Source organism: Amycolatopsis sp. NPDC051045 (genome assembly GCF_040682955.1).
Classification (GTDB): domain Bacteria; phylum Actinomycetota; class Actinomycetes; order Mycobacteriales; family Pseudonocardiaceae; genus Amycolatopsis.
On record NZ_JBFBCC010000009.1, the window covers coordinates 189,492 to 211,867 of the forward strand.

The following is a 22,376-nucleotide window of genomic DNA, read 5'->3' on the forward strand; positions in this document are numbered from 1 at the left end:
GTCACCCAGTGTCCGATCCGGTGCAGTCCGACCCGGCGCAGCCCGACCCGGTGCGCATCCCGGTCGCCACCGCCCAGCCCTACGACGTCGTGGTCGGGCGCGGCCTGCTCGGCGACCTCACCGAGCACCTGGCCGGCGCCTCGAAGATCGCGCTGATCCACCCGCCCACGCTGACCACCACGGCCGAGGCCATCCGCGACGAGCTGAACGCGGCCGGTCTCGACGCCCACCGCGTCGAGATCCCGGACGCCGAGGACGGCAAGTCGCTGACCGTCGCGGGCTTCTGCTGGGAGGTGCTGGGCCGGATCGGGCTGGACCGCCGCGGCGTCGTGGTCGGCCTCGGCGGTGGCGCCGTCACCGACCTCGCCGGGTTCGTCGCGGGCACGTGGATGCGCGGGGTCCGGCTGGTCAACGTGCCGACCACGCTGCTCGGCATGGTCGACGCCTCCGTCGGCGGCAAGACCGGCATCAACACCGAGGCCGGCAAGAACCTCGTCGGCGTGTTCCACGAGCCGAGCGCGGTGTTCGTCGACCTCGCGACGCTGGAGACGCTCCCGCGCAACGAGCTCGTCGCCGGGATGGCCGAGGTCGTGAAGACCGGCTTCATCGCCGATCCGCGGATCCTCGAGCTGATCGAGGCGGACCCGGCCGGGGCGCTCGACGCGACCGGTGACGTCCTGGCCGAGCTGGTCCGGCGGTCGATCCAGGTGAAGGCCGGCGTCGTGGCCGCCGACCTGCGCGAGTCCGACCTGCGGGAGATCCTCAACTACGGCCACACCCTCGGCCACGCCATCGAGCGGCGCGAGCGGTACCGGTGGCGGCACGGCGCCGCGGTCAGCGTCGGCCTGGTGTTCGCCGCCGAGCTGGCGCGGCTGGCCGGGCGGCTCGACGACGCCACGGCCGAACGCCACGCGGCCGTGCTGAAGCTGCTCGGCTTGCCGACGACCTACGACGCCGACGCGCTGCCGCAGCTGCTGGAAACCATGAAGGGCGACAAGAAGACCCGCTCCGGGGCGCTGCGGTTCGTCGTCCTCGACGCCCTCGGCAAGCCCGGCCGGCTCGAAGGCCCGGACCCGGCGCTGCTCGCGGCGGCGTACTCGGCGATCGCGACGGAGCCGACCCGCAGCGGCGGGAGCGTGCTGCTGTGAAGGCGTTCGTGTTCAACGGCCCCAACCTCGGCCGGCTCGGCAAGCGCGAGCCGTCGGTCTACGGCTCCACCACCCACGACGACCTCGCGGCGCTGTGCGTCAAGACCGGTGACGAGCTCGGGATCGAGGTCGAGGTCCGGCAGACCGACCATGAGGGCGAGCTGGTCGGCTGGCTGCACGAGGCGGCCGACGGCGGCCACCCGGTGGTCCTCAACGCCGGCGCGTGGACGCACTACTCGATCGCGGTGCGCGACGCCGCCGCGCAGCTGACCGCGCCGCTGATCGAGCTGCACATCTCGAACGTGCACAAGCGGGAGGAGTTCCGGCACCACAGCGTGCTGTCGGACATCGCGACCGCCGTGATGGCGGGCTTCGGCGTGGACGGCTACCCGCTCGCTCTGCGTTGGCTCGCCGCGCACCCGGGATGACCCTGCCGACCCTGGCGACGCCGCGGCTGGTGCTGCGGCAGCTGGCCGAGGCCGACCGCGAAGCCGTGGTGAAGGTGTTTTCCGACCCGGAGATGAGCCGGTTCTTCGCCGTGGACTTCGCCGACCCGGCCGTGGCGGGTGCGATGGTGGACCGGCGGCTCGCCTACCGCGGGCCCGCCGGCCAGGGCCACTGGGCGATCGAGCGCGACGGCGAAGTCGTCGGCGTCGCGCACCTGCGGCCGTCGTGGGAGCTGCCGGGCGGGGTGCCCGAGCTGGGTTACTACGTGGCGAGTGCGCACGCCGGACAGGGCTTGGCGACCGAGGCCGCCCGCGCGTTGCTGGACCACGGGCTCGGCACGCTCGGGCTCCCGGCGATCTGGGCACTGATCCACGAACGGAACGCGGCGAGCCGGAAAGTGGCCGGGCGCTTGGGTTTCCTCGACGTCGGCAGCGGCGTCCACTACGGCGACCTGCACCGCGTGCTGGTGGCGCTGCCCGCTGTCCACGGGCGGCCGCACCACGTCGAGCTGTGGGTGCCGGACCTCGCCGAAGCCGAGCGCAGCTGGGGCTGGCTGCTCGGCGAGCTCGGCTGGCGCGAGTTCCAGCGCTGGCCCGCGGGGGTCAGCTGGCGGTTCGGCGGGACGTACCTCGTGGTCGAGGCGTCGCCCGCGTTGAGCGCGGCGGAGCACGAGCGCACCCGGCCGGGCCTGAACCACCTGGCGCTGCACGTGGGCACCCGAGCCCAGGTCGACGACCTGGCCGCCCGGGCCGCCGCGCACGGCTGGCGCCCGCTGTTCGCCGACCGGTACCCCCACGCGGGCGGCGCGGCCCACTACGCGGCCTACCTGGAGAACGACGCCGGGTTCGAGGTTGAGCTGGTGGCGGTCGAGGGACCGCCCGCTGGTGTGTGATCGGGCCGGGCGATCGGTGAGAACGAGGCCGGGTCTGAGGTGGAGCTGGTGGCGGTCGAAGGGCCGCCCGCGGGTGTTCGGGCCGGGCGATCGGTGAGAACGAGACCGGGTTCGAGGTGGAGCTGGTAGCGGTCGAGGGGCCGCCCGCTGGTGTGTGATCGGGCCGGGCGATCGGTGAGAACGAGACCGGGTTCGAGGTGGAGCTGGTAGCGGTCGAGGGGCCGCCCGCTGGTGTGTGATCGGGCCGGGCGATCGGTGAGAACGAGACCGGGTTCGAGGTGGAGCTGGTAGCGGTCGAAGGGGCCGCCCGCGGGTGTTCGGGCCGGGCGGCCGCGGGAGTCCGTACCGGCTGGGCGGCTGCCTGGCCCACGAGACGGCGCGCCGCCGGGGAGGCCTGCTGCCGGGCCGTCCGAGGTCGAGCAGGTCGCGGCTCAGCGCCCCTGTCAGAGCGTGACCGGCCCGGCCTCCGCTTGATCGAGTGACCCTCGAACAGGAGCGCCGCCGCCCGGACAGGGGGCATCTCGCTACACTCCGATGTCGTGAGCCCGTTTCGTCGAGGGGGTCGGCGACCCGCTCGTGCCTTGTTCGCCAGTGTCCTGGCGGGCCTTCTCCTTGCGGGCTGCACCCAGGGTTACGCCCAGCCGCAGGCCGCCGGGGACCAGCCGGCGATCGCGGGCGGGAAGACCGCCGTGCCGCCGCGGCCCAGCGACGTCCAGCTCGCTTCGGGTGACCCCCGGCAGAGTGGTGGCGTGATCGCCGCCGGTGGGGCGGACGCCGTCTACAACTACGGGCCGTCGGTGATGCTGGACCGCGGGCAGACGCGGATGTGGTGGTGCAGCCAGTACGGCGGCGCCGGGCCGGCCGGGGACGACATCCTCTACGCCCAAGCCCAATCGATGGACGGGCCGTTCACCGGACCGGGCGGCGGGATCCCGGCCGCCGTGTTCTCCGGCGCGCCCGGGCAGTTCGACGGCATGCACACCTGCGACCCGTCGGTGCTGCGGGTCGGCTCGACGTACTACCTGTACTACACCGGCGCCGCCGGTGACCACGCGCTCGGCAACTCGATCGGGCTCGCGACCAGCCCCGACGGGATCCACTGGACCCGCGCGGCGGGCGGGCGGCCGATCCTCGGGCCGTCGCACGACGTGCACCGTGGGAACGTCTACGGCGCGGGCCAGCCGTCGGTGGTCTACCTCGACGGCTGGTTCTACCTGATGTTCACCGACACCACCGGCCGCGCCGCGGGCTGGAACGGTGCGGGGCAGTTCCTGCTCCGCTCGCGCGACCCGGCGTTCGGATCGGGCGTGCAGGCACTGGACGTCGGCGGGTTCGTGCCGGTGACGTCGACGGCCGCGCCGCGGGCCCGGTCGATCGTCGACGGGTTCAGCGCGGACCTGATGTGGGTGGGGGCGCTCGCGGCGTTCGTCGTCGCGCACGAGACCGACGGCGGGACGACGCTCACGTTCTGGACGGCGGACTTCACCGAGCACCCGTTCCGGCCCGTGGTGCTGCCCGGCCCGTGGAAGGAGGGGCCGGGGCTGGTGCGCCGGGCGGACGGGCACGCGCCGCTGTCGTCGGCCGACCCCTGCGACCGGGTGCCGTTCGACGTCGTGCGCGCGACCGGGCTCGGCGGGGCCGGCGCCCCGACCGACCTGCGCCACTTCGGGCTGGACCTGCTCGGCAGCCAGGCCTGCGCGAACCCCGGCCGGGTGGCCGCGACGTTCGACGGCGTGACGGCGCCGTCCCCGGAACGGACGATGGACCTGGTCCGCGCGGGCGCGCGGGTCCGGGTGGACCGGCGCGTCGTGGCGGTGGCGCTGGCCGGCGAGGTCCTCGACAAGGCACCCCCGGCCCTGGCGACGCTGCCGGTCGCGGCGCGGCTGCGGCCGGGCGCGGAGGCGGTGCAGGCACCGGACCGCGGGTTCGCCTTCGTCCTCGACGACCGGCGGCGGTGGCGAGTACCCGACGGGGGAGTGGTGGGCAACAACGGCTCGACGGCGCTCCCGGTGACCACCGCGCAGTGGGATGGCTACCCACGGGGTTCCTCGCTGGTCGGCTGAAGGCCGCGGCAGAGAGGACGGGGCCGCACCTGCCCCTTCAGCCCACGCTGTCCTCACCCGGCGGCTGGGACCGCCCGATCCGCCCGCCGACGAACAACCCCAGCCCGGCCGGGATCAGCACCAGCAGCGCCGAGAACGCCGCCCCGCCGGTCAGGGCGCCGCCCAGCTCGGACACGCCCGTCTGGTCCACGAAAACCGCGCGGCCGAGCACGTACAGGATCCCCGCCACCGGGCCCGCCACCAGCGCCGAAATGAACCAGACGCGTCCGCGGTCGGCAAGCCCGCGCCAGGCGTCGAGGGCGCTCCACAGCGCCGCCGCTCCCACCAGGACAGCGAGCGCCAGCGAGACCGCCAGGGTCTGGTCGGTCGGGTGGTAGACGGCGTACTTGGCCAGCAACGTGAGGGCGACGCCGTGCAGCACCGCCATCACCAGTCCGCGAATCACCCAGGCGCTCATCCTGCGGAGTGTAGGCGGCCTACTGGCGAGTCGCTTCCCCCGGGAAGTCCGCGCACTAGGGTGGACGGGTGCCTGAAACCCATGGACGACGTCGCGGCGCGCTGCGTGGGCTCCTGACCGGAGCCGGAGTGGATGCGCTGCTGGTCACCGATCTGCTGAACATCCGCTACCTGACCGGTTTCACCGGCTCGAACGCCGCTGTGCTGCTGCACGCGGGCGGGGACGAGAAGACGCTCTTCTGCACCGACGGCCGCTACACGACCCAGTCGGCCGCCGAGGTGCCCGACCTCGAGACCGTCGTCGACCGGGCCAGTGCCGCCGCCCTCGTGGCGAAGGCCGCCGAGGACACCAAGACCTACGGGCGGCTCGGGTTCGAGAGCCGGCACGTCAGCGTCGAGGAGTACGAAACCCTCCGGGAGCAGGTGCCCCTGAAGCGGACTCCCGGCTTGGTCGAGCAGCTGCGCGAAATCAAGGACGAAGCCGAGGTCGAGGCGCTGCGCCAGGCGTGCGCCGCCGCCGACCGGGCGCTGGACGACCTGCTCGCCGCCGGGGGGCTGCGGCCCGGGCGGACCGAGCTGGAGGTCGCCCGTGACCTGGAGAACCGGATGCTGGAGCACGGCTCGAGCGAGCCCAGCTTCGCCTCCATCATCGCCGCCGGCGCGCATTCGGCCATCCCGCACCACCGGCCCACGCACGCCGAGCTGAAGCGCGGCGACTTCGTCAAGATGGACTTCGGCGCGACCGTCGACGGTTACCACTCCGACATGACCCGCACCTTCGTGCTCGGTGAACCGGCGGACTGGCAGCGGGAGATCTACGACCTCGTGCACGCCGCGCAGGCCACCGGGCTCGCCGCCGTCGTCCCCGGCGTCCCGGTGTCCGAAGTGGACTCCGCGGCGCGGGGGGTGATCGTGGCCGAGGGCCGCGGGCCGGAGTTCGCGCACGGCCTCGGCCACGGCGTCGGCCTGCAGATCCACGAGGCGCCCAGCCTCGCCGCCACGGGCGTCGGTACACTGGCCGCCGGTATGGCGGTCACCGTCGAGCCCGGCGTGTACCTCGCGGGGCGCGGTGGCGTGCGCATCGAGGACACGCTCGTCGTGCGGGCTGGGGAGCCCGAACTCCTCACCCTGAGCACCAAGAACCTCGTGGTCGTCTGACAGCGGCCGCGGACCCGAAGATCGACACAGGAGACTGCAAGCTCGTGGCCACGACCAACGACCTGAAGAACGGGCTCGTCCTCAACCTCGAGGGCCAGCTGTGGACCGTCACCGCGTTCCAGCACGTCAAGCCGGGCAAGGGCGGCGCCTTCGTGCGCACGACGCTCAAGCACGTGCTCACCGGCAAGGTGGTCGACAAGACGTTCAACGCGGGCACGAAGGTCGAGACGGCCACGGTGGACCGCCGGAACATGACGTACCTGTACAAGGACGGCGCCGACTTCGTGTTCATGGACGGCGACACCTACGACCAGATCACGGTCCCGGCCGAGGTCGTCGGCGACAACGCCAACTACATGCTCGAGAACACCGAGGTCCAGGTCGCGGTGCACGAGAGCGAGCCGCTGTACGTCGAGCTCCCGACGTCGGTCGAGATCGTCATCCAGCACACCGACCCCGGCCTGCAGGGCGACCGCTCCACCGGCGGCACCAAGCCGGCGACGCTGGAGACCGGCGCGGAGATCCAGGTCCCGCTGTTCCTGTCCACCGGCGAGAAGATCAAGGTCGACACCCGCGACGGCCGTTACCTGGGCCGCGTCTCCAGCTGATGCCGACGTCGAAACCCCACCCGAACCGCGGCGGCGCGATCAGCCGCCGTCAGGCGCGCCGCCGCGCGGTGGAAATGCTGTACGAGGCCTCGCAGCGGGACGCCGACGCGGTGACGCTGCTGGCCGACCGGGTCGGCGCGACGGAGGTCGACCCGATCGGGGACTACACGATCAGCCTGGTGGAGGGCGTCACCGCCCGCCGGGTGCAGATCGACGAGCTGCTGGCCGAGCACGCGCAGGGCTGGACCCTGGACCGGATGCCGAAGGTCGACCTCGCGGTGCTGCGGGTCGGGGTCTACGAGCTGCTCTGGGCCGAGGACGTGCCGGACCCGGTCGCGATCGACGAGGCCGTCGGCCTGGCGAAGGAACTGTCCACGGACGATTCGCCGCGGTTCATCAACGGCGTCCTGGGCCGGATCGGCACCATCGCCGACCGCCTCCGCGCCGTCCTCTGACGAGAAGCACATCCGGGTGCTGCGAGCCCCCCGACGAAGTCAGTGAGCGTCTCCGGTGCCCCACCGGGAACGCTCACTGCGTCGGCGCAACACACACACTGGCGATCAGTCTTCCTTGGACGGGCGCGCCTCCGGGGGAAGGACACCCCAGTCGATGAGCTGCTCGGTCAGCTCGCCGGGGGTCATGTCGTAGATGATCGCCAGGGACCGCAGGTCCTCGGTGCGGATCGAGAGCACCTTGCCGTTGTAGTCGCCGCGCTGGCTCTGGATGGTGGCGGCGTAGCGGGCGAGCGGGCCCACCTTCTCGGCCGGGAGCTGCTGCAGGCGCTCCAGGTTGATCACGATCTTGGTGGCGGGCTCCGCACCGGACGGGACCCGGCCCTCGGGCAGCAGCTCGACCACCGGCACACCGTAGAAGTCGGCCAGCTCGGCCAGCTTCTGGACGGTGACGGCGCGGTCGCCACGCTCGTACGAGCCGACGACGACGGCCTTCCAGCGCCCACCGGACTTCTGCTCGACCCCGTGCAGGGACAGGCCCTGCTGCTGGCGGATCCCGCGGAGCTTGGCCCCGAGCGCCTTGGCGTAATCGCCCATCTGGTCGTTCTCCGTTCTTCACCCCCTTCCGGTCGGGGTGACCGGAGCGGGGGACTCGCTGAGTCGAATACTCAGAGTAATGGTTACGCATTGTTGTCACCAGGTCAAGCAGAAGCTTGCCGCGAATCACGCCACACCACCCGGAAGACTGAGCAAAGTGCCTGCTACTGTCGGTGCGAAAGCCCCGACCAGCAGGGGAACAGACGTCCTTTAAGGACCCGTCCGGTGAGGCGGGGAAGGAGTCCGGTTTGTCGTCACGTCCGCGTGGCGCGGCTGGTTCGGCCGGGGAGCGCGAGCTCCTGTCGGCCGGCGATGTCGCGCGCACGATCGCCCGAATGGCCCATCAGGTCATCGAAAAGACCGCGAACGGTGCGGAGAGCACTACCCCGCCCGTGTTGCTCGGCATCCCGTCCCGGGGCACGCCGCTCGCGGTCCGCCTGGCCGACAAGATCGGCGAGTTCTCCGGGGTCCGCCCGCCCACCGGCGCCCTCGACGTGACCCTCTACCGGGACGACCTCCGCCGCCGCCCGCCGCGTGCGCTCGAGCAGACGCAGCTGCCCACCGGCGGCATCGACGACCGCGTCGTGATCCTGGTCGACGACGTCCTCTTCTCCGGCCGGACGATCCGGGCCGCGCTCGATGCCCTGCGTGATCACGGCCGTCCCCGCGCCGTGCAGCTGGCGGTGCTGGTCGACCGCGGTCACCGCGAGCTGCCGATCCGCGCGGACTACGTGGGCAAGAACGTGCCGACCGCCCGCGCCGAGGGCGTGTCCGTCCTGCTGGCCGAGATCGACGGCCGCGACGCGGTGCTGCTGCGTCCGTCCGAAAGCGGCCCGACCGACGCTCCTGGAGAGGACTCGTGAAGCACCTGCTCGCCACCGACGGGCTGGACCCGGCGCTGGCCACCGCCGTGCTCGACACCGCGGACGAGCTGAAGCACACCCTGCTCGGCCGGGAGGTCAAGAAGCTGCCGACGCTGCGCGGCCGCACGGTGATCACCCTGTTCTACGAAAACTCGACCCGCACGCGGGTGTCGTTCGAGATCGCCGGGAAGTGGATGAGCGCCGACGTGATCAACGTCTCCGCCTCCAGCTCCTCGGTCAACAAGGGCGAATCGCTGCGCGACACCGCGCTGACGCTGGCCGCCGCGGGCGCGGACTGCGTGATCGTCCGGCACCCGGCCAGTGGCGCCGCCCAGCGGCTCTCGGAGTGGCTGGCCGAGCCCGGCACCTCAGTGGTCAACGCCGGCGACGGCACCCACGAGCACCCGACGCAGGCCTTGCTCGACGCGGCGACGCTGCGGGAGCGGCTCGGGTCCCTCAAGGACCGGCGGATCGCGATCGTCGGGGACGTCCTGCACAGCCGGGTCGCCCGCTCGAACATCCACCTGCTTTCCGCGCTCGGCGCCGAAGTCGTGCTCGTCGCGCCGCCGACGTTGCTGCCTTACGGCGTCGAAAGCCTTCCGGTGACCGTTTCGCACGACCTGGACGCCGAGCTGCCCGCGGTCGACGCGGTCATGATGCTGCGGGTCCAGGCCGAGCGCATGGCTGGCGGGGGCCCAGGACAGAGCTTCTTCCCGTCGGCGCGCGAGTACTCGATCTCCTACGGCCTTTCGGAACGGCGGCTGAAGCTGCTGCCGGACCACGCGGTCGTGCTGCACCCCGGCCCGATGCTGCGCGGGATGGAGATCGCGAGCGCGGTCGCCGACTCCCCGGCCTCGGCCATCACCGAACAGGTCCGCAACGGCGTCCACGTCCGGATGGCGGTCCTCTACCACCTGCTGGCCAGCGAAGGAGCCGCCGCGTGAGCACCGTGCTCAAGGGTGCCCGCCCCTACGGCGAAGGCGACCCGGTCGACGTCCTGATCGAGGACGGGGTGATCACCGCCATCGGCACCGTCGACGTCCCGGAAGACGCCGAAGTCGTCGAGGCGGGCGGCCATGTCCTCCTCCCCGGCTTCGTCGACCTGCACACCCACCTGCGCGAACCCGGCCGCGAGGACACCGAGACCATCGACTCGGGCTCGGCCGCGGCGGCGCTGGGCGGCTACACCGCCGTGTTCGCCATGGCCAACACCGACCCGGTCGCCGACAACGCCGTGATCGTCGAGCACGTGTGGCGGCGCGGCCAGGAGGTCGGCCTCGTCGACGTCCACCCGGTCGGCGCGGTCACCGTCGGGCTCAAGGGCGAGAAGCTCGCCGAGCTGGGCACGATGGCCGCCTCGCAGGCGCGGGTCAAGGTGTTCTCCGACGACGGGCTCTGCGTCGCCGACCCGCTGCTGATGCGCCGCGCGCTGGAGTACTCGACCGCGCTCGACGTCGTCATCGCGCAGCACGCCGAAGAGCCGCGGCTGACCGTCGGGGCCCAGGCCCACGAGGGCGAGCGCGCGGCCCGGCTCGGCTACACCGGCTGGCCCGCCGCGGCCGAGGAGTCGATCGTGGCCCGCGACTGCCTGCTCGCGCGGCACGCGAACGCCCGGCTGCACGTCTGCCACGTCTCCACCGCGGGCACCGCGGACGTCCTGCGCTGGGCGAAGGACCGCGGCACCAAGGTGTCGGCCGAGGTCACCCCGCACCACCTGCTGCTCACCGACGAGCGCCTGGCCACCTACGACCCGGTGAACAAGGTGAACCCGCCGCTGCGCACCGCGTCCGACGCCGAAAAGCTCCGGACCGCGCTGGCCGAGGGCGTGATCGACTGCGTCGCCACCGACCACGCGCCGCACGCGATCCAGGACAAGGACACCGAGTGGGCCGCCGCCCGGCCCGGCATGCTCGGGCTGCAGACGGCGCTGTCGATCGTCACGGAGACGATGGTCCGCACCGGCCTGCTCGACTGGCGCGGCGTCGCCCGCGTCATGAGCGAGCGGCCGGCCGAGATCGGCAACCTGGCCGACCAGGGCCGCCCGATCGCGGTGGGCGAGCCGGCGAACCTCACGCTGGTCGACCCGGACGCCGGGTGGACGGTCCGGGGCGCGGAGCTGGCCAGCATCGCGGCCAACACCCCGTACGAGGGAATGCGGCTGCCCGGCGTGGTGACCGCGACGCTGCTGCGCGGGCGGATCACCGCGCGGGACGGGAAGATCTGCTGATGGAGCGCTTCTGGCTCGTGCTGGCGATCGTCGCCTTCTTCCTGCTCTGCCTGTACGGCATGTACGTCGGCTGGCGGCGCAAGTCCCGCTCGCAGAGCGCCCGGGTGCCGCCGTTCCCCGCGATTCCGGACGACGCCGGCGCGGTGCTGCTGGAGTCCACCGGCGTCTACCTGGCCACCACGACCGCGGGGAACTGGCAGGACCGGATCGTCACCCGCGGCGCGGGGCTGCGCACCGGCGCGGTCTGGCGGCTGCATGGCGGCGGTATCACGGTCGAACGCGGCGGCGCGCCCGGCTTCTGGATCCCGCGCGAGGCGGTCACCGGTGTCCGGCGTGACACGAAGATCGCCGGGAAGGTGATGGGCACGGACGCGCTGCTGGTCCTCACCTGGCGGCTCGGCGACGTCGAGCTCGACACCGGCTTCCGGGGCGACGACCTCGACGACTATCCACAGTGGATCGAACAGCTCAAGATCAAGGGAGGTGCCCAGTGAACGCGCGCGCTCAAGCCGCACTGGTGCTCGAAGACGGCCGGGTGTTCCGCGGCGCGGCGTACGGCGCGCAGGGCCGGAGCCTCGGCGAGGCGGTGTTCTGCACCGGCATGACCGGCTACCAGGAGACGCTGACCGACCCGTCCTACCACGGGCAGATCGTGGTGCAGACCGCGCCGCAGATCGGCAACACCGGCTGGAACGACGAGGACGACGAGTCCTCGAAGATCTGGGTCAACGGCTACGTGGTGCGCGACCCCGCACGCACGCCGTCCAACTGGCGCTCGAAGCGCTCGCTCGACGAGGAGCTGGTGCGGCAGGGGATCGTCGGCATCGCCGAGGTCGACACCCGCTCGCTGACCCGCCACCTGCGCGAGCTCGGCGCGATGCGCGCCGGGGTGTTCTCCGGCGACGCGCTCGGCAGCGTCGACGACATGGTCGCCGAGGTGCTGGCGAGCCCGAAGATGGAGGGCGCCGACCTGGCCGGCCAGGTCACGACGCCTCAGCCGTACGTGGTTTCGCCTTCCGGTGACGTTCGCTTCCGCGTGGTCGCGCTGGACCTGGGCATCAAGTCCAACACCCCGCGGCAGATGGTCAAGCGCGGCATCGAGGTGCACGTGCTGCCCTCGTCGAGCAGTCTCGATGAGCTCCTGGCGATCGAGCCGGACGGGGTGTTCCTGTCCAACGGCCCGGGCGACCCGGCCACGACGACGCACGCGACCGAACTCACCAAGCAGGTCCTCGGCCGCGAGATCCCGCTGTTCGGCATCTGCTTCGGCAACCAGGTCCTCGGCCGCGCGCTCGGCCTGGGGACGTACAAGATGCGTTACGGCCACCGCGGCATCAACATCCCGGTGATCGACGTGGCCACCCGCCAGGTGGCCATCACGGCGCAGAACCACGGCTTCGCCCTCGAAGGCGAGCCGGGGCAGCGCTTCGAGTCACCGTTCGGTGCGGCGCAGATCAGCCACTACTGCCCCAACGACGACACGGTCGAGGGTGTGCGCGCGCTCGACGTCCCGGCGTTCTCGGTGCAGTACCACCCCGAAGCCGCAGCCGGCCCGCACGACGCGGCGCCGCTGTTCGACGATTTCGTTACGCTCATGGAGAAGCGGTCGTGACGCTCACGACCGGGATCGAGCGGCTCCGGATCCGGAACTACCGGGTGCTCCGGGACGTCGAGCTGAACGGTCTGACGCCGGTGACGGCGTTGCTGGGCCCGAACGGCAGTGGCAAGTCCACGGTCTTCGACGCGCTGGACTTCTTGGCTGAGGCACTCCGTAGCGGGCTTCGCCTGGCGTGGGAGCAGCGCGGCGGTGCCGCTGACATCGTCACCCACGGCGCGGCCGGGCCGGTCGAGATCGAACTGACCTGTCGTGTTGAGGATGCGGTGGGTGAGTACCGGCTCGTCATCGAGCACGACGATGACGTCCCGGTGGTGGCCGAGGAGAAGCTGACTTGGCAGTCGAAGGGCGCCGAGGCGCCTTCTGAAACGCTGGATTTCCGGGGTGGGACCGGCAGGGTCACCGGTCTGGGCGCTGTCGGGGAGCAGGTTGTATTGGCCACGCCGGACCTGCTCGGCGTAGGTGTGGTCAGCCAACTCGCCGCCACAGCCGGAGTCGGCAAGTTCCACCGGTTCATCGCCGAGATCGGCCTCTCGGACCTGGATCTCGACGCGATGCGCAACGGCGCGAAGGACGACAAGACGACCCGGCTCAAGCCGGATGGCCGGAACGTCGGGGCCATCGTCCAGCGCCTCCGCCGCGGCTTCCCCGGCGAGTGGGAGGACCTCCGTGCTTCGCTGCGAAGGTATGTACCGGGATTCGATGACATCGAGCCGTTCCAACAGGGCAACGGCGCCTGGATCGTCCGCCTGCGCGAGCAGGGCAAGGAAGACCTCGTCGCTCCGGAGAACATTTCCGACGGCACCCTGCTCCTGCTCGGCTACCTGGTGGCGTTGCGCACGGGCACGTCGGTCCTCCTCCTCGAGGAGCCGGAGAACCAGGTCCACCCGCGGCTCCACTATTCACTCGCCGAAGACGCGCGCGGTGCGCGAGCCGACCAGGTCATCATCGCGACGCACGCACCTCGCTTCGTCGACGCGTTGCGACCGGACGAGGTCTGGACGTTCGCCCGGGGGCACGACGGCTACGCCAAGACCAAACGGGCTTCCGACGAAGCGCCGGTCGTCCGCATGGTCGAGTCCGGCGGAGCGCTCGGCGAGCTTTGGACCGAGGGATACTTCCGGTTCGGCGACCCGTTCGCGGAGCGACCATGACGGTGCTCGCTCCCGCCCGCTTGGAAGTGCTCGTCGAGGAACAGTCCGCCGAAGCGGCGTTGAAGACGCTTCTCCCGAAGATCGTTCCTGGTGTCGTCTTCCAGATCATTTCCTTCCATGGGAAGGGCGACCTGCTGCGCAAACTGCCCGTCCGGCTTCGGGACTACACGTACTACTGGGCCGACACGGGCCTGCGAATCGTCGTCCTGCTCGACCGGGATGACGACGACTGCGCCGAGCTCAAGAGTCGGCTCGTCGAGATCGCGCACGAAGCGGGATTGCCCGATGAAGCGACTCTGTTCCGCATCGTGATCGAAGAGCTCGAAGCGTGGTTCCTCGGCGACGTGCCCGCGCTGCACGCGGCCTACCCCAAGGTGCCTCCGAGCCTGGGAAGCCAGACGAAGTTCCGCGACCCGGAGGTGATTCCCGGTGGTGCGTGGGAAGGACTGGAACACGTCCTGCAGAAGCACGGGTACCACCGGAAGGGCCTCCAGAAGATCCGGGCGGCGAGCGAGATCGCGCCCCACATGGACATCGAGAACAACCGATCCAAAAGCTTTCAGGTATTCCGCGACGGCTTGCGGCGCCTGGTGAAAGAAGGAAACTGATGCCGAAGAGGACGGACATCCAGCACGTGCTGGTGATCGGCTCCGGGCCGATCGTGATCGGGCAGGCCGCGGAGTTCGACTACTCCGGTACCCAGGCCTGCCGGGTGCTGCGCAGCGAAGGCCTGCGCGTGTCACTGGTGAACTCGAACCCGGCCACCATCATGACCGACCCCGAGTTCGCCGACGCCACCTACATCGAGCCGGTGACGCCGGACTTCGTCGAGAAGGTCATCGCCACTGAAAGCGCACACGGGCGGCCCGTCGATGCTCTTCTCGCGACCCTCGGCGGGCAGACCGCGCTGAACTGCGCGGTCGCCCTGCACGAGCGCGGTGTGCTCGACAAGTACGGCGTCGAGCTGATCGGTGCCGACATCGACGCCATCCAGCGCGGTGAGGACCGGCAGAAGTTCAAGGACATCGTGCGCACCATCGGCGCCGAGGTGCCGCGCAGCCGGGTCTGCCACGACATGGCCGAGGTCCGCGACACCGTCGAGGAGCTCGGCCTGCCGGTCGTCATCCGGCCGTCGTTCACCATGGGCGGGCTCGGCTCCGGCATGGCGCACACGCCCGAGGACCTCGAGCGGCTCGCCTCCACCGGCCTCGCCGAGTCGCCCGTCACCGAGGTGCTCATCGAGGAGAGCGTGCTCGGCTGGAAGGAGTACGAGCTCGAGCTGATGCGCGACAAGCACGACAACGTCGTGGTCGTCTGCTCGATCGAGAACATCGACGCGATGGGTGTGCACACCGGCGACTCGGTCACCGTCGCGCCCACGATGACCCTGACCGACCGCGAGTACCAGGTGATGCGCGACGTCGGCATCGCGGTGCTGCGCGAGGTCGGCGTCGACACCGGCGGCTGCAACATCCAGTTCGCGATCAACCCGGACGACGGCCGGATGGTCGTCATCGAGATGAACCCCCGCGTGTCCCGGAGCAGCGCACTGGCGAGCAAGGCCACCGGCTTCCCGATCGCCAAGATCGCCGCGAAGCTCGCCATCGGCTACACCCTCGACGAGATCACCAACGACATCACCGGCGAGACGCCGGCGGCGTTCGAGCCCGCTTTGGACTACGTCGTCGTGAAGATGCCGCGGTTCGCCTTCGAGAAGTTCCCGGGCGCGGACCCGACGCTGACCACGACGATGAAGAGCGTCGGCGAGGCGATGTCGTTCGGCCGCAGCTTCCCCGAGGCGCTCGGCAAGGTGATGCGCTCGATCGAGACCAAGGCGTCCGGCTTCTGGACGCTGCCCGACCCCGAAGGTGCGACGCTCGAGTCCACTTTGGACGCGCTGCGCACGCCGCACGAGGGCCGGCTGTACGAAGTGGAGCTGGCGCTGCGCCTGGGCGCCACCGTCGAGCAGGTGCACGAGGCCTCCGGCATCGACCCGTGGTTCATCGACCAGATCGCCTACATCGGCGAGGTCGGCGCCGAGGTCCGCGACGCGCCGGTCCTGGACGGCGACCTGCTGCGCCGCGCCAAGCGCACCGGCCTGTCCGACCGGCAGATCGCCGCGCTGCGGCCCGAACTGGCCGGCGAGGACGGCGTCCGCACGCTGCGCCACCGCCTCGGCGTGCGGCCGGTGTTCAAGACCGTCGACACCTGCGCGGCCGAGTTCGCCGCCAAGACGCCGTACCACTACTCCGCCTACGAATCCGACCCGGACGCCCAGTCCGAAGTGGCCACCCAGTCGGACAAGCCGAAGGTGCTGATCCTCGGCAGCGGCCCGAACCGGATCGGGCAGGGCATCGAGTTCGACTACTCCTGCGTGCACGCCGCGATCGCGTTGCGGGAGGCCGGGTTCGAGGCCGTCATGGTCAACTGCAACCCGGAAACGGTGTCCACCGACTACGACACCTCCGACCGGCTGTACTTCGAGCCGCTGTCCTTCGAGGACGTCCTCGAGGTCGTGCACGCCGAGCAGACGTCCGGCACGGTCGCCGGCGTCATCGTCCAGCTCGGCGGCCAGACCCCGCTGGGCCTGGCGAAGAAGCTCGCCGACGCCGGGGTCCCGGTGGTCGGGACGCCACCGGAGGCGATCCACCTGGCCGAGGACCGCGGCGCGTTCGGCGAGGTCCTCAGCGCCGCCGGGCTGCCCGCCCCGCGCTACGGCACGGCGACCTCGTTCGAGGGCGCGAAGCGGATCGCCGACGAGATCGGCTACCCCGTCCTCGTCCGGCCGTCCTACGTGCTCGGCGGGCGCGGCATGGAAATCGTCTACGACGAGGAGACCCTGGCCGGCTACATCGGCCGCGCCACCGAGATCACCCCCGAGCACCCGGTGCTCGTGGACCGGTTCCTCGACGACGCCATCGAAATCGACGTCGACGCGCTGTTCGACGGCGAGGAGCTCTACCTCGGCGGCGTCATGGAGCACATCGAGGAGGCCGGCATCCACTCCGGCGACTCCTCGTGCGCGCTGCCGCCGATCACGCTCGGGCACACCGACCTGCAGGCCGTCCGCACCTCCACCGAGGCGATCGCCCGGGGCGTGGGCGTGCGCGGCCTGCTGAACGTCCAGTACGCGCTCAAGGACGACGTCCTGTACGTCCTGGAGGCCAACCCCCGCGCGTCGCGGACGGTGCCGTTCGTGTCCAAGGCGACGGCGGTGCCGCTGGCGAAGGCCGCCGCGCTGATCATGACCGGCTCGACGATCAAGGACCTGCGCGAGAGCGGCGTGCTCCCGGCCGACGGCGACGGCGGGCGGATGCCGGCCGACTCGCCGGTCGCGGTGAAGGAGGCCGTGCTGCCCTTCCACCGCTTCCGCACCCCCGAAGGCCACGGCGTCGACTCGCTGCTGGGCCCGGAGATGAAGTCCACCGGCGAGGTGATGGGCGTCGACGTCGACTTCGGCAAGGCGTTCGCGAAGTCCCAAAGCGCGGCCTACGGCTCGCTGCCGACGTCCGGCCGGGTGTTCGTCTCGGTGGCCAACCGCGACAAGCGTTCGCTGGTGTTCCCGGTGAAGCGGCTGGCGGACCTCGGGTTCGAGATCCTCGCCACCTCCGGCACCGCGGAAGTGCTGCGGCGCAACGGGATCGCGTGCACGGTGGTGCGCAAGCACTACGAGGGTTCCACCGAGGCGGAGCCGAACATCGTGGACGTCATCCTCAACGGCGACGTCGACATGGTGATCAACACCCCGTACGGGAACAGCGGTCCGCGCGTCGACGGCTACGAAATCCGCACCGCGGCGGTGTCGCGCGACATCCCGTGCGTGACCACCGTGCAGGGCGCCGCGGCGGCCGTGCACGGCATCGAAGCCCTGATCCGGGGCGACATCGGGGTCAAGTCGCTGCAGGAGCTCCAAGCGGCGCTGAAGGCGAAGTCGTGAGCGAGCGGGAGCGGTTCGGGGCGCGGCTGGCGAAGGCCGTCGCGGCCCGCGGCCCGCTGTGCGCCGGGATCGACCCCCACCCGGGCCTGATCGAAGCCTGGGGCCTCCCGGTGGACGTCTCGGGCCTGGAACGGTTCGCGCTGTCCGCCACGGAGGTCCTGGCGGCGCACGCGGCGATCGTGAAGCCGCAGTCGGCGTTCTTCGAAAGTTTCGGGGCGGCCGGCGTCCGGGTGCTGGAACGGGTGGTCGAGACCGCGCGCGAGGCGGGCGCGCTGGTGCTGCTGGACGTCAAGCGCGGCGACATCGGTTCCACGATGGGGGCCTACACCGCCGCGTACGTCGCCGAGGGCGCGGCGATCGCGGCCGACGCCATCACCGTCTCGCCGTACCTCGGCTTCGGCTCGCTGGACGCGTGCGCCGCCACGGCCGTCTCGGCGGGGCGCGGCATCTTCGTGCTTGCTCGGACTTCGAACCCCGAAGCGGCCGACGTGCAGAACGCGAAGCTGCCCGACGGGCGCACGGTCGCGCAGGCGATCGTCGATTCCGCGGCGGCGCTCAACGCAGGCGCGGAACCGCTCGGCGATGTGGGTGTCGTCGTCGGGGCCACCGTTCCGCCGGGAGAGCTCGACCTCTCGCGCCTGAACGGTCCCGTGCTGGCGCCCGGTTTCGGGGCCCAGGGAGCCACTGTGGCCGATTTGCGGGCCCTGTTCGGGGCTTCGCTGCCGGGCGTGTTGCCCGCGTCGTCCCGGGACATCCTGAAGCACGGTCCGGAGCAACCGGCTTTGCGCCAAGCGGTCGAACGGGTCGCCGAAGTGCTGGCCGACCCGCAGGAAAACGGCCAATAGCAGGACCCGGAATCGGTCCCCACCAGCCACCCCCGCATTGTGGCCGGTGCTCACGGGTGGGTACCGTCGCGTCACCCACCCAGTTTTGAGAACTACCGGAGGAAAACGTGGCACTTCCCCAGCTGACAGAGGAACAGCGCGCTGCGGCGCTGGAGAAGGCCGCCGCCGCCCGCCGCATCCGTGCTGAGCTGAAGGAGCGGCTGAAGCGGGGCGGTACCACTCTGGTCGACGTGCTGAAGCAGGCCGAGGAGAACGAAGTCCTCGGCAAGATGAAGGTTTCGGCTCTGCTCGAGGCCCTTCCGGGCGTCGGCAAGGTCCGCGCGCAGCAGACCATGGAACGACTGGAGATCGCCCCCAGCCGTCGCCTTCGCGGCCTCGGCGACCGGCAGCGCAAGGCGCTGCTGGCCGAGTTCAGCGGCGAGTGAACGGCGTCGGTCAGGACTACCCGGTGAGCCGGGGCGCCGACCGCGGCGGTGAGCCGGTGACGGGGGACCTCTCCCGGCACCGGCTCACCGTCGTATCGGGGCCTTCGGGGGTCGGGAAGTCGAGCGTGGTGGGCGAGCTGCGGAAGCTGGAGCCCGACATCTACTTCAGCGTCTCGGTCACCACGCGCAAGCCGCGCCCCGGCGAAGTCGACGGGGCGCACTACCACTTCGTCGACCGGGTGGAGTTCGACACCATGGTCGCCGACGGACGGCTGCTGGAGTGGGCCGAGTTCGCGGGCAACTGCTACGGCACCCCCCGCGAGCCGGTCGAGAAGGCCATCGCCGAAGGCCGCCCGGCCGTCCTGGAGATCGAACTGCAGGGCGCCCGCCAGGTCCGCGCGGCGATGCCGGAGGCCCGGCTGGTGATGCTGATGCCGCCGTCCTGGGAGGAACTGGTCGGCCGGCTCACCGGGCGCGGCACCGAGAACGAAGCCGCCGTGCAGGCCCGGCTGGCCGAAGCGGAGCGTGAGCTGGCCGCCGCCGGCGAGTTCGACCACCGCCTCGTCAACGCCGACGTGCGGGAGGCCGCCGAGCACTTGCTAAACTTGATTACCGGCGAGCAGTTTGCCGCCGGTAGCCCAACGGATTCGGAGCACCACGAGTGACGACCCAGGCGCCCCTGCACGAAGAGCTCGAGGGCATCACCAACCCGCCGATCGACGACCTCCTCGAGAAGGTCAGCTCGAAGTACGCGCTGGCGATCTACGCGGCCAAGCGGGCCCGCCAGATCAACGACTACTACGCCCAGCTGGGCGAAGGCCTGCTGGAGTACGTCGGCCCGCTGGTCGAGCCGGGCCCGCGCGAGAAGCCGCTCTCGATCGCGCTGCGCGAGATCCACGGCGGCCTGCTCGAGCACACCGAGGGTGAGTAAACCCCGCGTCGTCCTGGGCGTGGGCGGCGGCATCGCCGCCTACAAGGCCTGTGAGGTGCTGCGCGGGCTGACCGAGTCCGGTCACGACGTCCGCGTGGTCCCCACCGAAGCCGCGCTGAACTTCGTCGGCGCGGCCACCTTCGAAGCCCTCTCCGGGCACCCGGTGCACACCGGCGTGTTCACCGAGGTGCCCGAGGTCCAGCACGTCCGCGTCGGCAAGGAGGCCGACCTCGTCCTGGTCGTCCCGGCCACGGCGAACCTCCTCGCGAAGGCCGCGCACGGCCTCGCGGACGACCTGCTGACGAACACCCTGCTCACCGCCCGGTGCCCGGTCGCCTTCTTCCCGGCGATGCACACGGAGATGTGGGAGCACCCCGCGACCCGCGACAACGTGGCCCTGCTGCGCTCGCGCGGCGTGGTCGTCACCGAGCCGGATGCCGGCAGGTTGACCGGGGCCGACACCGGCAAGGGCCGCCTCGCGAACCCGGCCGAGATCGTCGACCTCGCCAAGCTGCTGCTGGCCCGTCCCGACGCTCTCCCGCGCGACCTCGAAGGCGTCCGCGTGGTGGTGTCGGCGGGCGGCACCCGCGAGCCGCTGGACCCGGTGCGCTACCTGGGCAACCGCTCGTCCGGCAAGCAGGGCTACGCGCTGGCCCGCGTCGCCGCCCAGCGTGGCGCCGACGTCACCCTGGTCACCGCCCACACGGTCGCCCTGCCCGACCCGGCCGGCGCCACCGTGCAGCACGTGTCGACGGCCGAGGAGCTGCGGCAGGCCGTGCACGCCGCGTTCCGGTCCGCGGACGTCGTCGTGATGGCCGCCGCCGTCGCCGACTTCCGGCCGGCCAACCGGGCCGAGCACAAGATCAAGAAGTCCGACGACCAGCCGGACCCGGTCATCACGCTCGACCGCAACGCCGACATCCTGGCCGAACTGGTGCGGCACCGGCGGCCCGGCCAGGTCGTCGTCGGCTTCGCCGCGGAAACCGGCGACGAGCACGGCAGCGTCCTCGACCACGCCCGCGCGAAGCTCAAGCGCAAGGGCGCCGACCTGCTGGTCGTCAACGCCGTCGGGGACGGCAAGGCCTTCGGCACCGAAGACAACTCGGGTTGGCTCCTAGGGGCCGATTCCACGGAAAAACCCCTACCTCTCGCGCAGAAAGCCGAACTGGCGTCCACGGTGTGGGACGCTGTTGTGAGCTTCATGAAGCGTTGACTGTCCCCCGAGCGATAGTCAGTACGCTTGCACAGGTAAGGGGTGCCTAAGTTTCGGGGCATCCGACGTCTAGGTGAGGAAGTGACGGCCACCGTGACCGCGTCTAGCAGCAGATTGTTCACCTCGGAGTCGGTGACCGAAGGGCACCCCGACAAGATTTGTGACGCCATCAGCGACTCGATCCTCGACGGTCTCCTGTCGAAGGATCCTCGCAGCCGCGTCGCGGTCGAGACCCTGATCACCACCGGCCAGGTGCACGTGGCCGGTGAGGTGACCACCGAGGCGTACGCCGACATCCCGACGATCGTCCGCGACGTCATCCTCAAGATCGGCTACGACTCCTCCGCCAAGGGTTTCGACGGCAACTCCTGCGGCGTCAACGTCGCGATCGGCTCTCAGTCGCCCGACATCGCCCAAGGCGTCGACACCGCGTACGAGTCGCGGGTCGAGTCGGACGAGGACGAGATCAACCGCCAGGGTGCCGGCGACCAGGGCCTGATGTTCGGCTACGCCTGCTCGGACACCCCCGAGCTGATGCCGCTGCCGATCGCGCTGGCCCACCGGCTGTCGAAGCGCCTGACCGCGGTCCGCAAGGACGGCGTGCTGCCGTACCTGCGCCCGGACGGCAAGACCCAGGTGACCATCGAGTACGCCGGCGACCAGCCGGTGCGCCTCGACACGGTCGTGGTGTCCTCGCAGCACGCCGACGGCATCGACCTGGACCGGATGCTCAGCGTCGACGTCAAGGAGCACGTCGTCGGCCCCGAGCTCGAAGGCCTGGGCATCGACACCTCCGGCGCGCGGCTGCTGGTCAACCCGACCGGCCGCTTCGTCATCGGCGGCCCGATGGGTGACGCCGGGCTGACCGGGCGCAAGATCATCGTCGACACCTACGGCGGCATGGCCCGCCACGGCGGTGGTGCGTTCTCCGGCAAGGACCCGTCCAAGGTCGACCGCTCCGCCGCGTACGCGATGCGCTGGGTGGCCAAGAACGTCGTCGCGGCCGGGCTGGCCACGCGGACCGAGGTGCAGGTCGCCTACGCGATCGGCAAGGCGGCCCCGGTCGGTCTGTTCGTCGAGACGTTCGGCACCGAGACGGTCGACCCGTCGAAGATCCAGCAGGCCATCATCGAGGTCTTCGACCTGCGGCCGGCGGCGATCATCCGCGACCTCGACCTGCTGCGCCCGATCTACGCGCCGACGGCGGCGTACGGCCACTTCGGCCGTCCCGAGCTGGACCTCCCTTGGGAGAGCACGGCCCGCGCCGAGGCCCTGAAGTCGGCCGCCGGAGCCTGACCCGCAAAGCCGCTTATGCCACCTTGAGGGACGCTGAGTCCCTCAAGGT

23 protein-coding genes are annotated in these 22,376 nt (G+C 71.2%); 21 read left to right on the forward strand and 2 right to left on the reverse strand.

Annotated elements, in window-relative coordinates:
- Positions 1-8: 8 nt before the first annotated feature.
- From aroB to AB0M80_RS22725, 4 genes are all read left to right on the forward strand, one after another.
- Positions 9-1,148: a 3-dehydroquinate synthase gene (aroB, locus tag AB0M80_RS22710; protein WP_364568081.1), complete on the forward strand. Its 1,140-nt coding sequence runs from the start codon at positions 9-11 to the stop codon at positions 1,146-1,148.
- The gene (gene aroQ / locus AB0M80_RS22715; protein WP_364568083.1) at positions 1,145-1,576 is read left to right on the forward strand and encodes a type II 3-dehydroquinate dehydratase; all 432 of its coding nucleotides are present in this window, start codon (positions 1,145-1,147) and stop codon (positions 1,574-1,576) included. Before aroB ends, aroQ begins: the two co-directional genes overlap by 4 nt.
- On the forward strand, positions 1,573-2,487 hold the full coding sequence (locus AB0M80_RS22720; RefSeq protein ID WP_364568086.1) for a GNAT family N-acetyltransferase: 915 nt from the start codon (positions 1,573-1,575) through the stop codon (positions 2,485-2,487). The genes aroQ and AB0M80_RS22720 overlap by 4 nt, the downstream gene beginning before the upstream one ends.
- Positions 2,488-3,068: 581 nt before the next feature.
- The gene (locus tag AB0M80_RS22725) at positions 3,069-4,550 is read left to right on the forward strand and encodes a beta-xylosidase (protein ID WP_364568089.1); all 1,482 of its coding nucleotides are present in this window, start codon (positions 3,069-3,071) and stop codon (positions 4,548-4,550) included.
- Between the two features lie 37 nt (positions 4,551-4,587).
- On the opposite strand, the gene AB0M80_RS22730 is transcribed toward AB0M80_RS22725, so the two are convergent.
- On the reverse strand, positions 4,588-5,007 hold the full coding sequence (locus AB0M80_RS22730) for a B-4DMT family transporter (RefSeq protein WP_364568091.1): 420 nt from the start codon (positions 5,005-5,007) through the stop codon (positions 4,588-4,590).
- Positions 5,008-5,075: 68 nt separating this feature from the next.
- On the opposite strand from AB0M80_RS22730, the gene AB0M80_RS22735 reads away from it, so the two are divergent.
- The 3 genes from AB0M80_RS22735 to nusB are packed head-to-tail and all read left to right on the forward strand — an operon-like array spanning position 5,076 to position 7,227.
- Positions 5,076-6,164, forward strand: a complete 1,089-nt coding sequence (locus AB0M80_RS22735) for a Xaa-Pro peptidase family protein (protein WP_364568094.1) — start codon at positions 5,076-5,078, stop codon at positions 6,162-6,164.
- A 44-nt stretch (positions 6,165-6,208) separates the two neighbouring features.
- Positions 6,209-6,772 carry an elongation factor P gene (efp, locus tag AB0M80_RS22740; protein WP_364568097.1) on the forward strand — a complete coding sequence of 188 codons (564 nt, stop codon included), beginning with the start codon at positions 6,209-6,211 and terminating at the stop codon, positions 6,770-6,772.
- Entirely contained in the window at positions 6,772-7,227 is a 456-nt protein-coding gene (nusB, locus tag AB0M80_RS22745; protein WP_364568099.1) for a transcription antitermination factor NusB, read from the forward strand. The genes efp and nusB overlap by 1 nt, the downstream gene beginning before the upstream one ends.
- A gap of 105 nt (positions 7,228-7,332) precedes the next feature.
- Here nusB and AB0M80_RS22750 read toward each other — a convergent pair whose 3' ends face one another.
- A complete protein-coding gene (locus AB0M80_RS22750; protein ID WP_003096372.1) occupies positions 7,333-7,821 on the reverse strand; it encodes a helix-turn-helix domain-containing protein in 489 nt (162 codons plus the stop codon).
- A gap of 248 nt (positions 7,822-8,069) precedes the next feature.
- On the opposite strand from AB0M80_RS22750, the gene pyrR reads away from it, so the two are divergent.
- The 14 genes from pyrR (at position 8,070) to metK (ending at position 22,327) form a co-directional block, all read left to right on the forward strand.
- Positions 8,070-8,684 (forward strand): bifunctional pyr operon transcriptional regulator/uracil phosphoribosyltransferase PyrR, encoded by a 615-nt coding sequence (gene pyrR / locus AB0M80_RS22755; protein WP_364568102.1) that lies wholly within the window; start codon positions 8,070-8,072, stop codon positions 8,682-8,684.
- On the forward strand, positions 8,681-9,628 hold the full coding sequence (locus AB0M80_RS22760; protein ID WP_364568105.1) for an aspartate carbamoyltransferase catalytic subunit: 948 nt from the start codon (positions 8,681-8,683) through the stop codon (positions 9,626-9,628). Before pyrR ends, AB0M80_RS22760 begins: the two co-directional genes overlap by 4 nt.
- On the forward strand, positions 9,625-10,911 hold the full coding sequence (locus AB0M80_RS22765) for a dihydroorotase (protein WP_364568108.1): 1,287 nt from the start codon (positions 9,625-9,627) through the stop codon (positions 10,909-10,911). Before AB0M80_RS22760 ends, AB0M80_RS22765 begins: the two co-directional genes overlap by 4 nt.
- On the forward strand, positions 10,911-11,405 hold the full coding sequence (locus AB0M80_RS22770; RefSeq protein WP_364568111.1) for a transporter: 495 nt from the start codon (positions 10,911-10,913) through the stop codon (positions 11,403-11,405). Before AB0M80_RS22765 ends, AB0M80_RS22770 begins: the two co-directional genes overlap by 1 nt.
- Complete coding sequence (gene carA / locus AB0M80_RS22775; RefSeq protein ID WP_364568114.1) at positions 11,402-12,523, forward strand: glutamine-hydrolyzing carbamoyl-phosphate synthase small subunit; 1,122 nt, start codon at positions 11,402-11,404, stop codon at positions 12,521-12,523. The genes AB0M80_RS22770 and carA overlap by 4 nt, the downstream gene beginning before the upstream one ends.
- Positions 12,520-13,680, forward strand: coding sequence for an AAA family ATPase (locus AB0M80_RS22780; RefSeq protein WP_364568117.1), 1,161 nt, complete (start codon positions 12,520-12,522; stop codon positions 13,678-13,680). Before carA ends, AB0M80_RS22780 begins: the two co-directional genes overlap by 4 nt.
- Positions 13,677-14,288: a DUF4276 family protein gene (locus AB0M80_RS22785; protein WP_364568119.1), complete on the forward strand. Its 612-nt coding sequence runs from the start codon at positions 13,677-13,679 to the stop codon at positions 14,286-14,288. Before AB0M80_RS22780 ends, AB0M80_RS22785 begins: the two co-directional genes overlap by 4 nt.
- A complete protein-coding gene (carB, locus tag AB0M80_RS22790; protein WP_364568122.1) occupies positions 14,288-17,617 on the forward strand; it encodes a carbamoyl-phosphate synthase large subunit in 3,330 nt (1,109 codons plus the stop codon). Before AB0M80_RS22785 ends, carB begins: the two co-directional genes overlap by 1 nt.
- Positions 17,614-18,462, forward strand: a complete 849-nt coding sequence (gene pyrF, locus AB0M80_RS22795) for an orotidine-5'-phosphate decarboxylase (protein WP_364568125.1) — start codon at positions 17,614-17,616, stop codon at positions 18,460-18,462. Before carB ends, pyrF begins: the two co-directional genes overlap by 4 nt.
- Positions 18,463-18,569: 107 nt before the next feature.
- Positions 18,570-18,887 carry an integration host factor, actinobacterial type gene (mihF, locus tag AB0M80_RS22800; protein ID WP_003096398.1) on the forward strand — a complete coding sequence of 106 codons (318 nt, stop codon included), beginning with the start codon at positions 18,570-18,572 and terminating at the stop codon, positions 18,885-18,887.
- Positions 18,884-19,552 carry a guanylate kinase gene (gene gmk / locus AB0M80_RS22805; protein ID WP_364568128.1) on the forward strand — a complete coding sequence of 223 codons (669 nt, stop codon included), beginning with the start codon at positions 18,884-18,886 and terminating at the stop codon, positions 19,550-19,552. Before mihF ends, gmk begins: the two co-directional genes overlap by 4 nt.
- Positions 19,549-19,818, forward strand: coding sequence for a DNA-directed RNA polymerase subunit omega (gene rpoZ, locus AB0M80_RS22810; protein WP_364568130.1), 270 nt, complete (start codon positions 19,549-19,551; stop codon positions 19,816-19,818). Before gmk ends, rpoZ begins: the two co-directional genes overlap by 4 nt.
- Entirely contained in the window at positions 19,811-21,031 is a 1,221-nt protein-coding gene (gene coaBC / locus AB0M80_RS22815; protein ID WP_364568133.1) for a bifunctional phosphopantothenoylcysteine decarboxylase/phosphopantothenate--cysteine ligase CoaBC, read from the forward strand. The genes rpoZ and coaBC overlap by 8 nt, the downstream gene beginning before the upstream one ends.
- 93 nt (positions 21,032-21,124) lie before the next feature.
- Positions 21,125-22,327: a methionine adenosyltransferase gene (gene metK / locus AB0M80_RS22820; protein WP_364568570.1), complete on the forward strand. Its 1,203-nt coding sequence runs from the start codon at positions 21,125-21,127 to the stop codon at positions 22,325-22,327.
- Positions 22,328-22,376 lie beyond the last annotated feature (49 nt).

Excerpts from the sequence above, each read along its gene's own strand:
- carB (WP_364568122.1), top strand. The coding sequence starts at position 14,288 with ATGCCGAAGAGGACGGACATCCAGCACGTGCTGGTGATCGGCTCCGGG.
- AB0M80_RS22730 (WP_364568091.1), bottom strand. The coding sequence starts at position 5,007 with ATGAGCGCCTGGGTGATTCGCGGACTGGTGATGGCGGTGCTGCACGGC.
- AB0M80_RS22720 (WP_364568086.1), top strand. The coding sequence starts at position 1,573 with ATGACCCTGCCGACCCTGGCGACGCCGCGGCTGGTGCTGCGGCAGCTG.
- AB0M80_RS22750 (WP_003096372.1), bottom strand. The coding sequence starts at position 7,821 with ATGGGCGATTACGCCAAGGCGCTCGGGGCCAAGCTCCGCGGGATCCGC.
- AB0M80_RS22770 (WP_364568111.1), top strand. The coding sequence starts at position 10,911 with ATGGAGCGCTTCTGGCTCGTGCTGGCGATCGTCGCCTTCTTCCTGCTC.
- AB0M80_RS22785 (WP_364568119.1), top strand. The coding sequence starts at position 13,677 with ATGACGGTGCTCGCTCCCGCCCGCTTGGAAGTGCTCGTCGAGGAACAG.
- nusB (WP_364568099.1), top strand. The coding sequence starts at position 6,772 with ATGCCGACGTCGAAACCCCACCCGAACCGCGGCGGCGCGATCAGCCGC.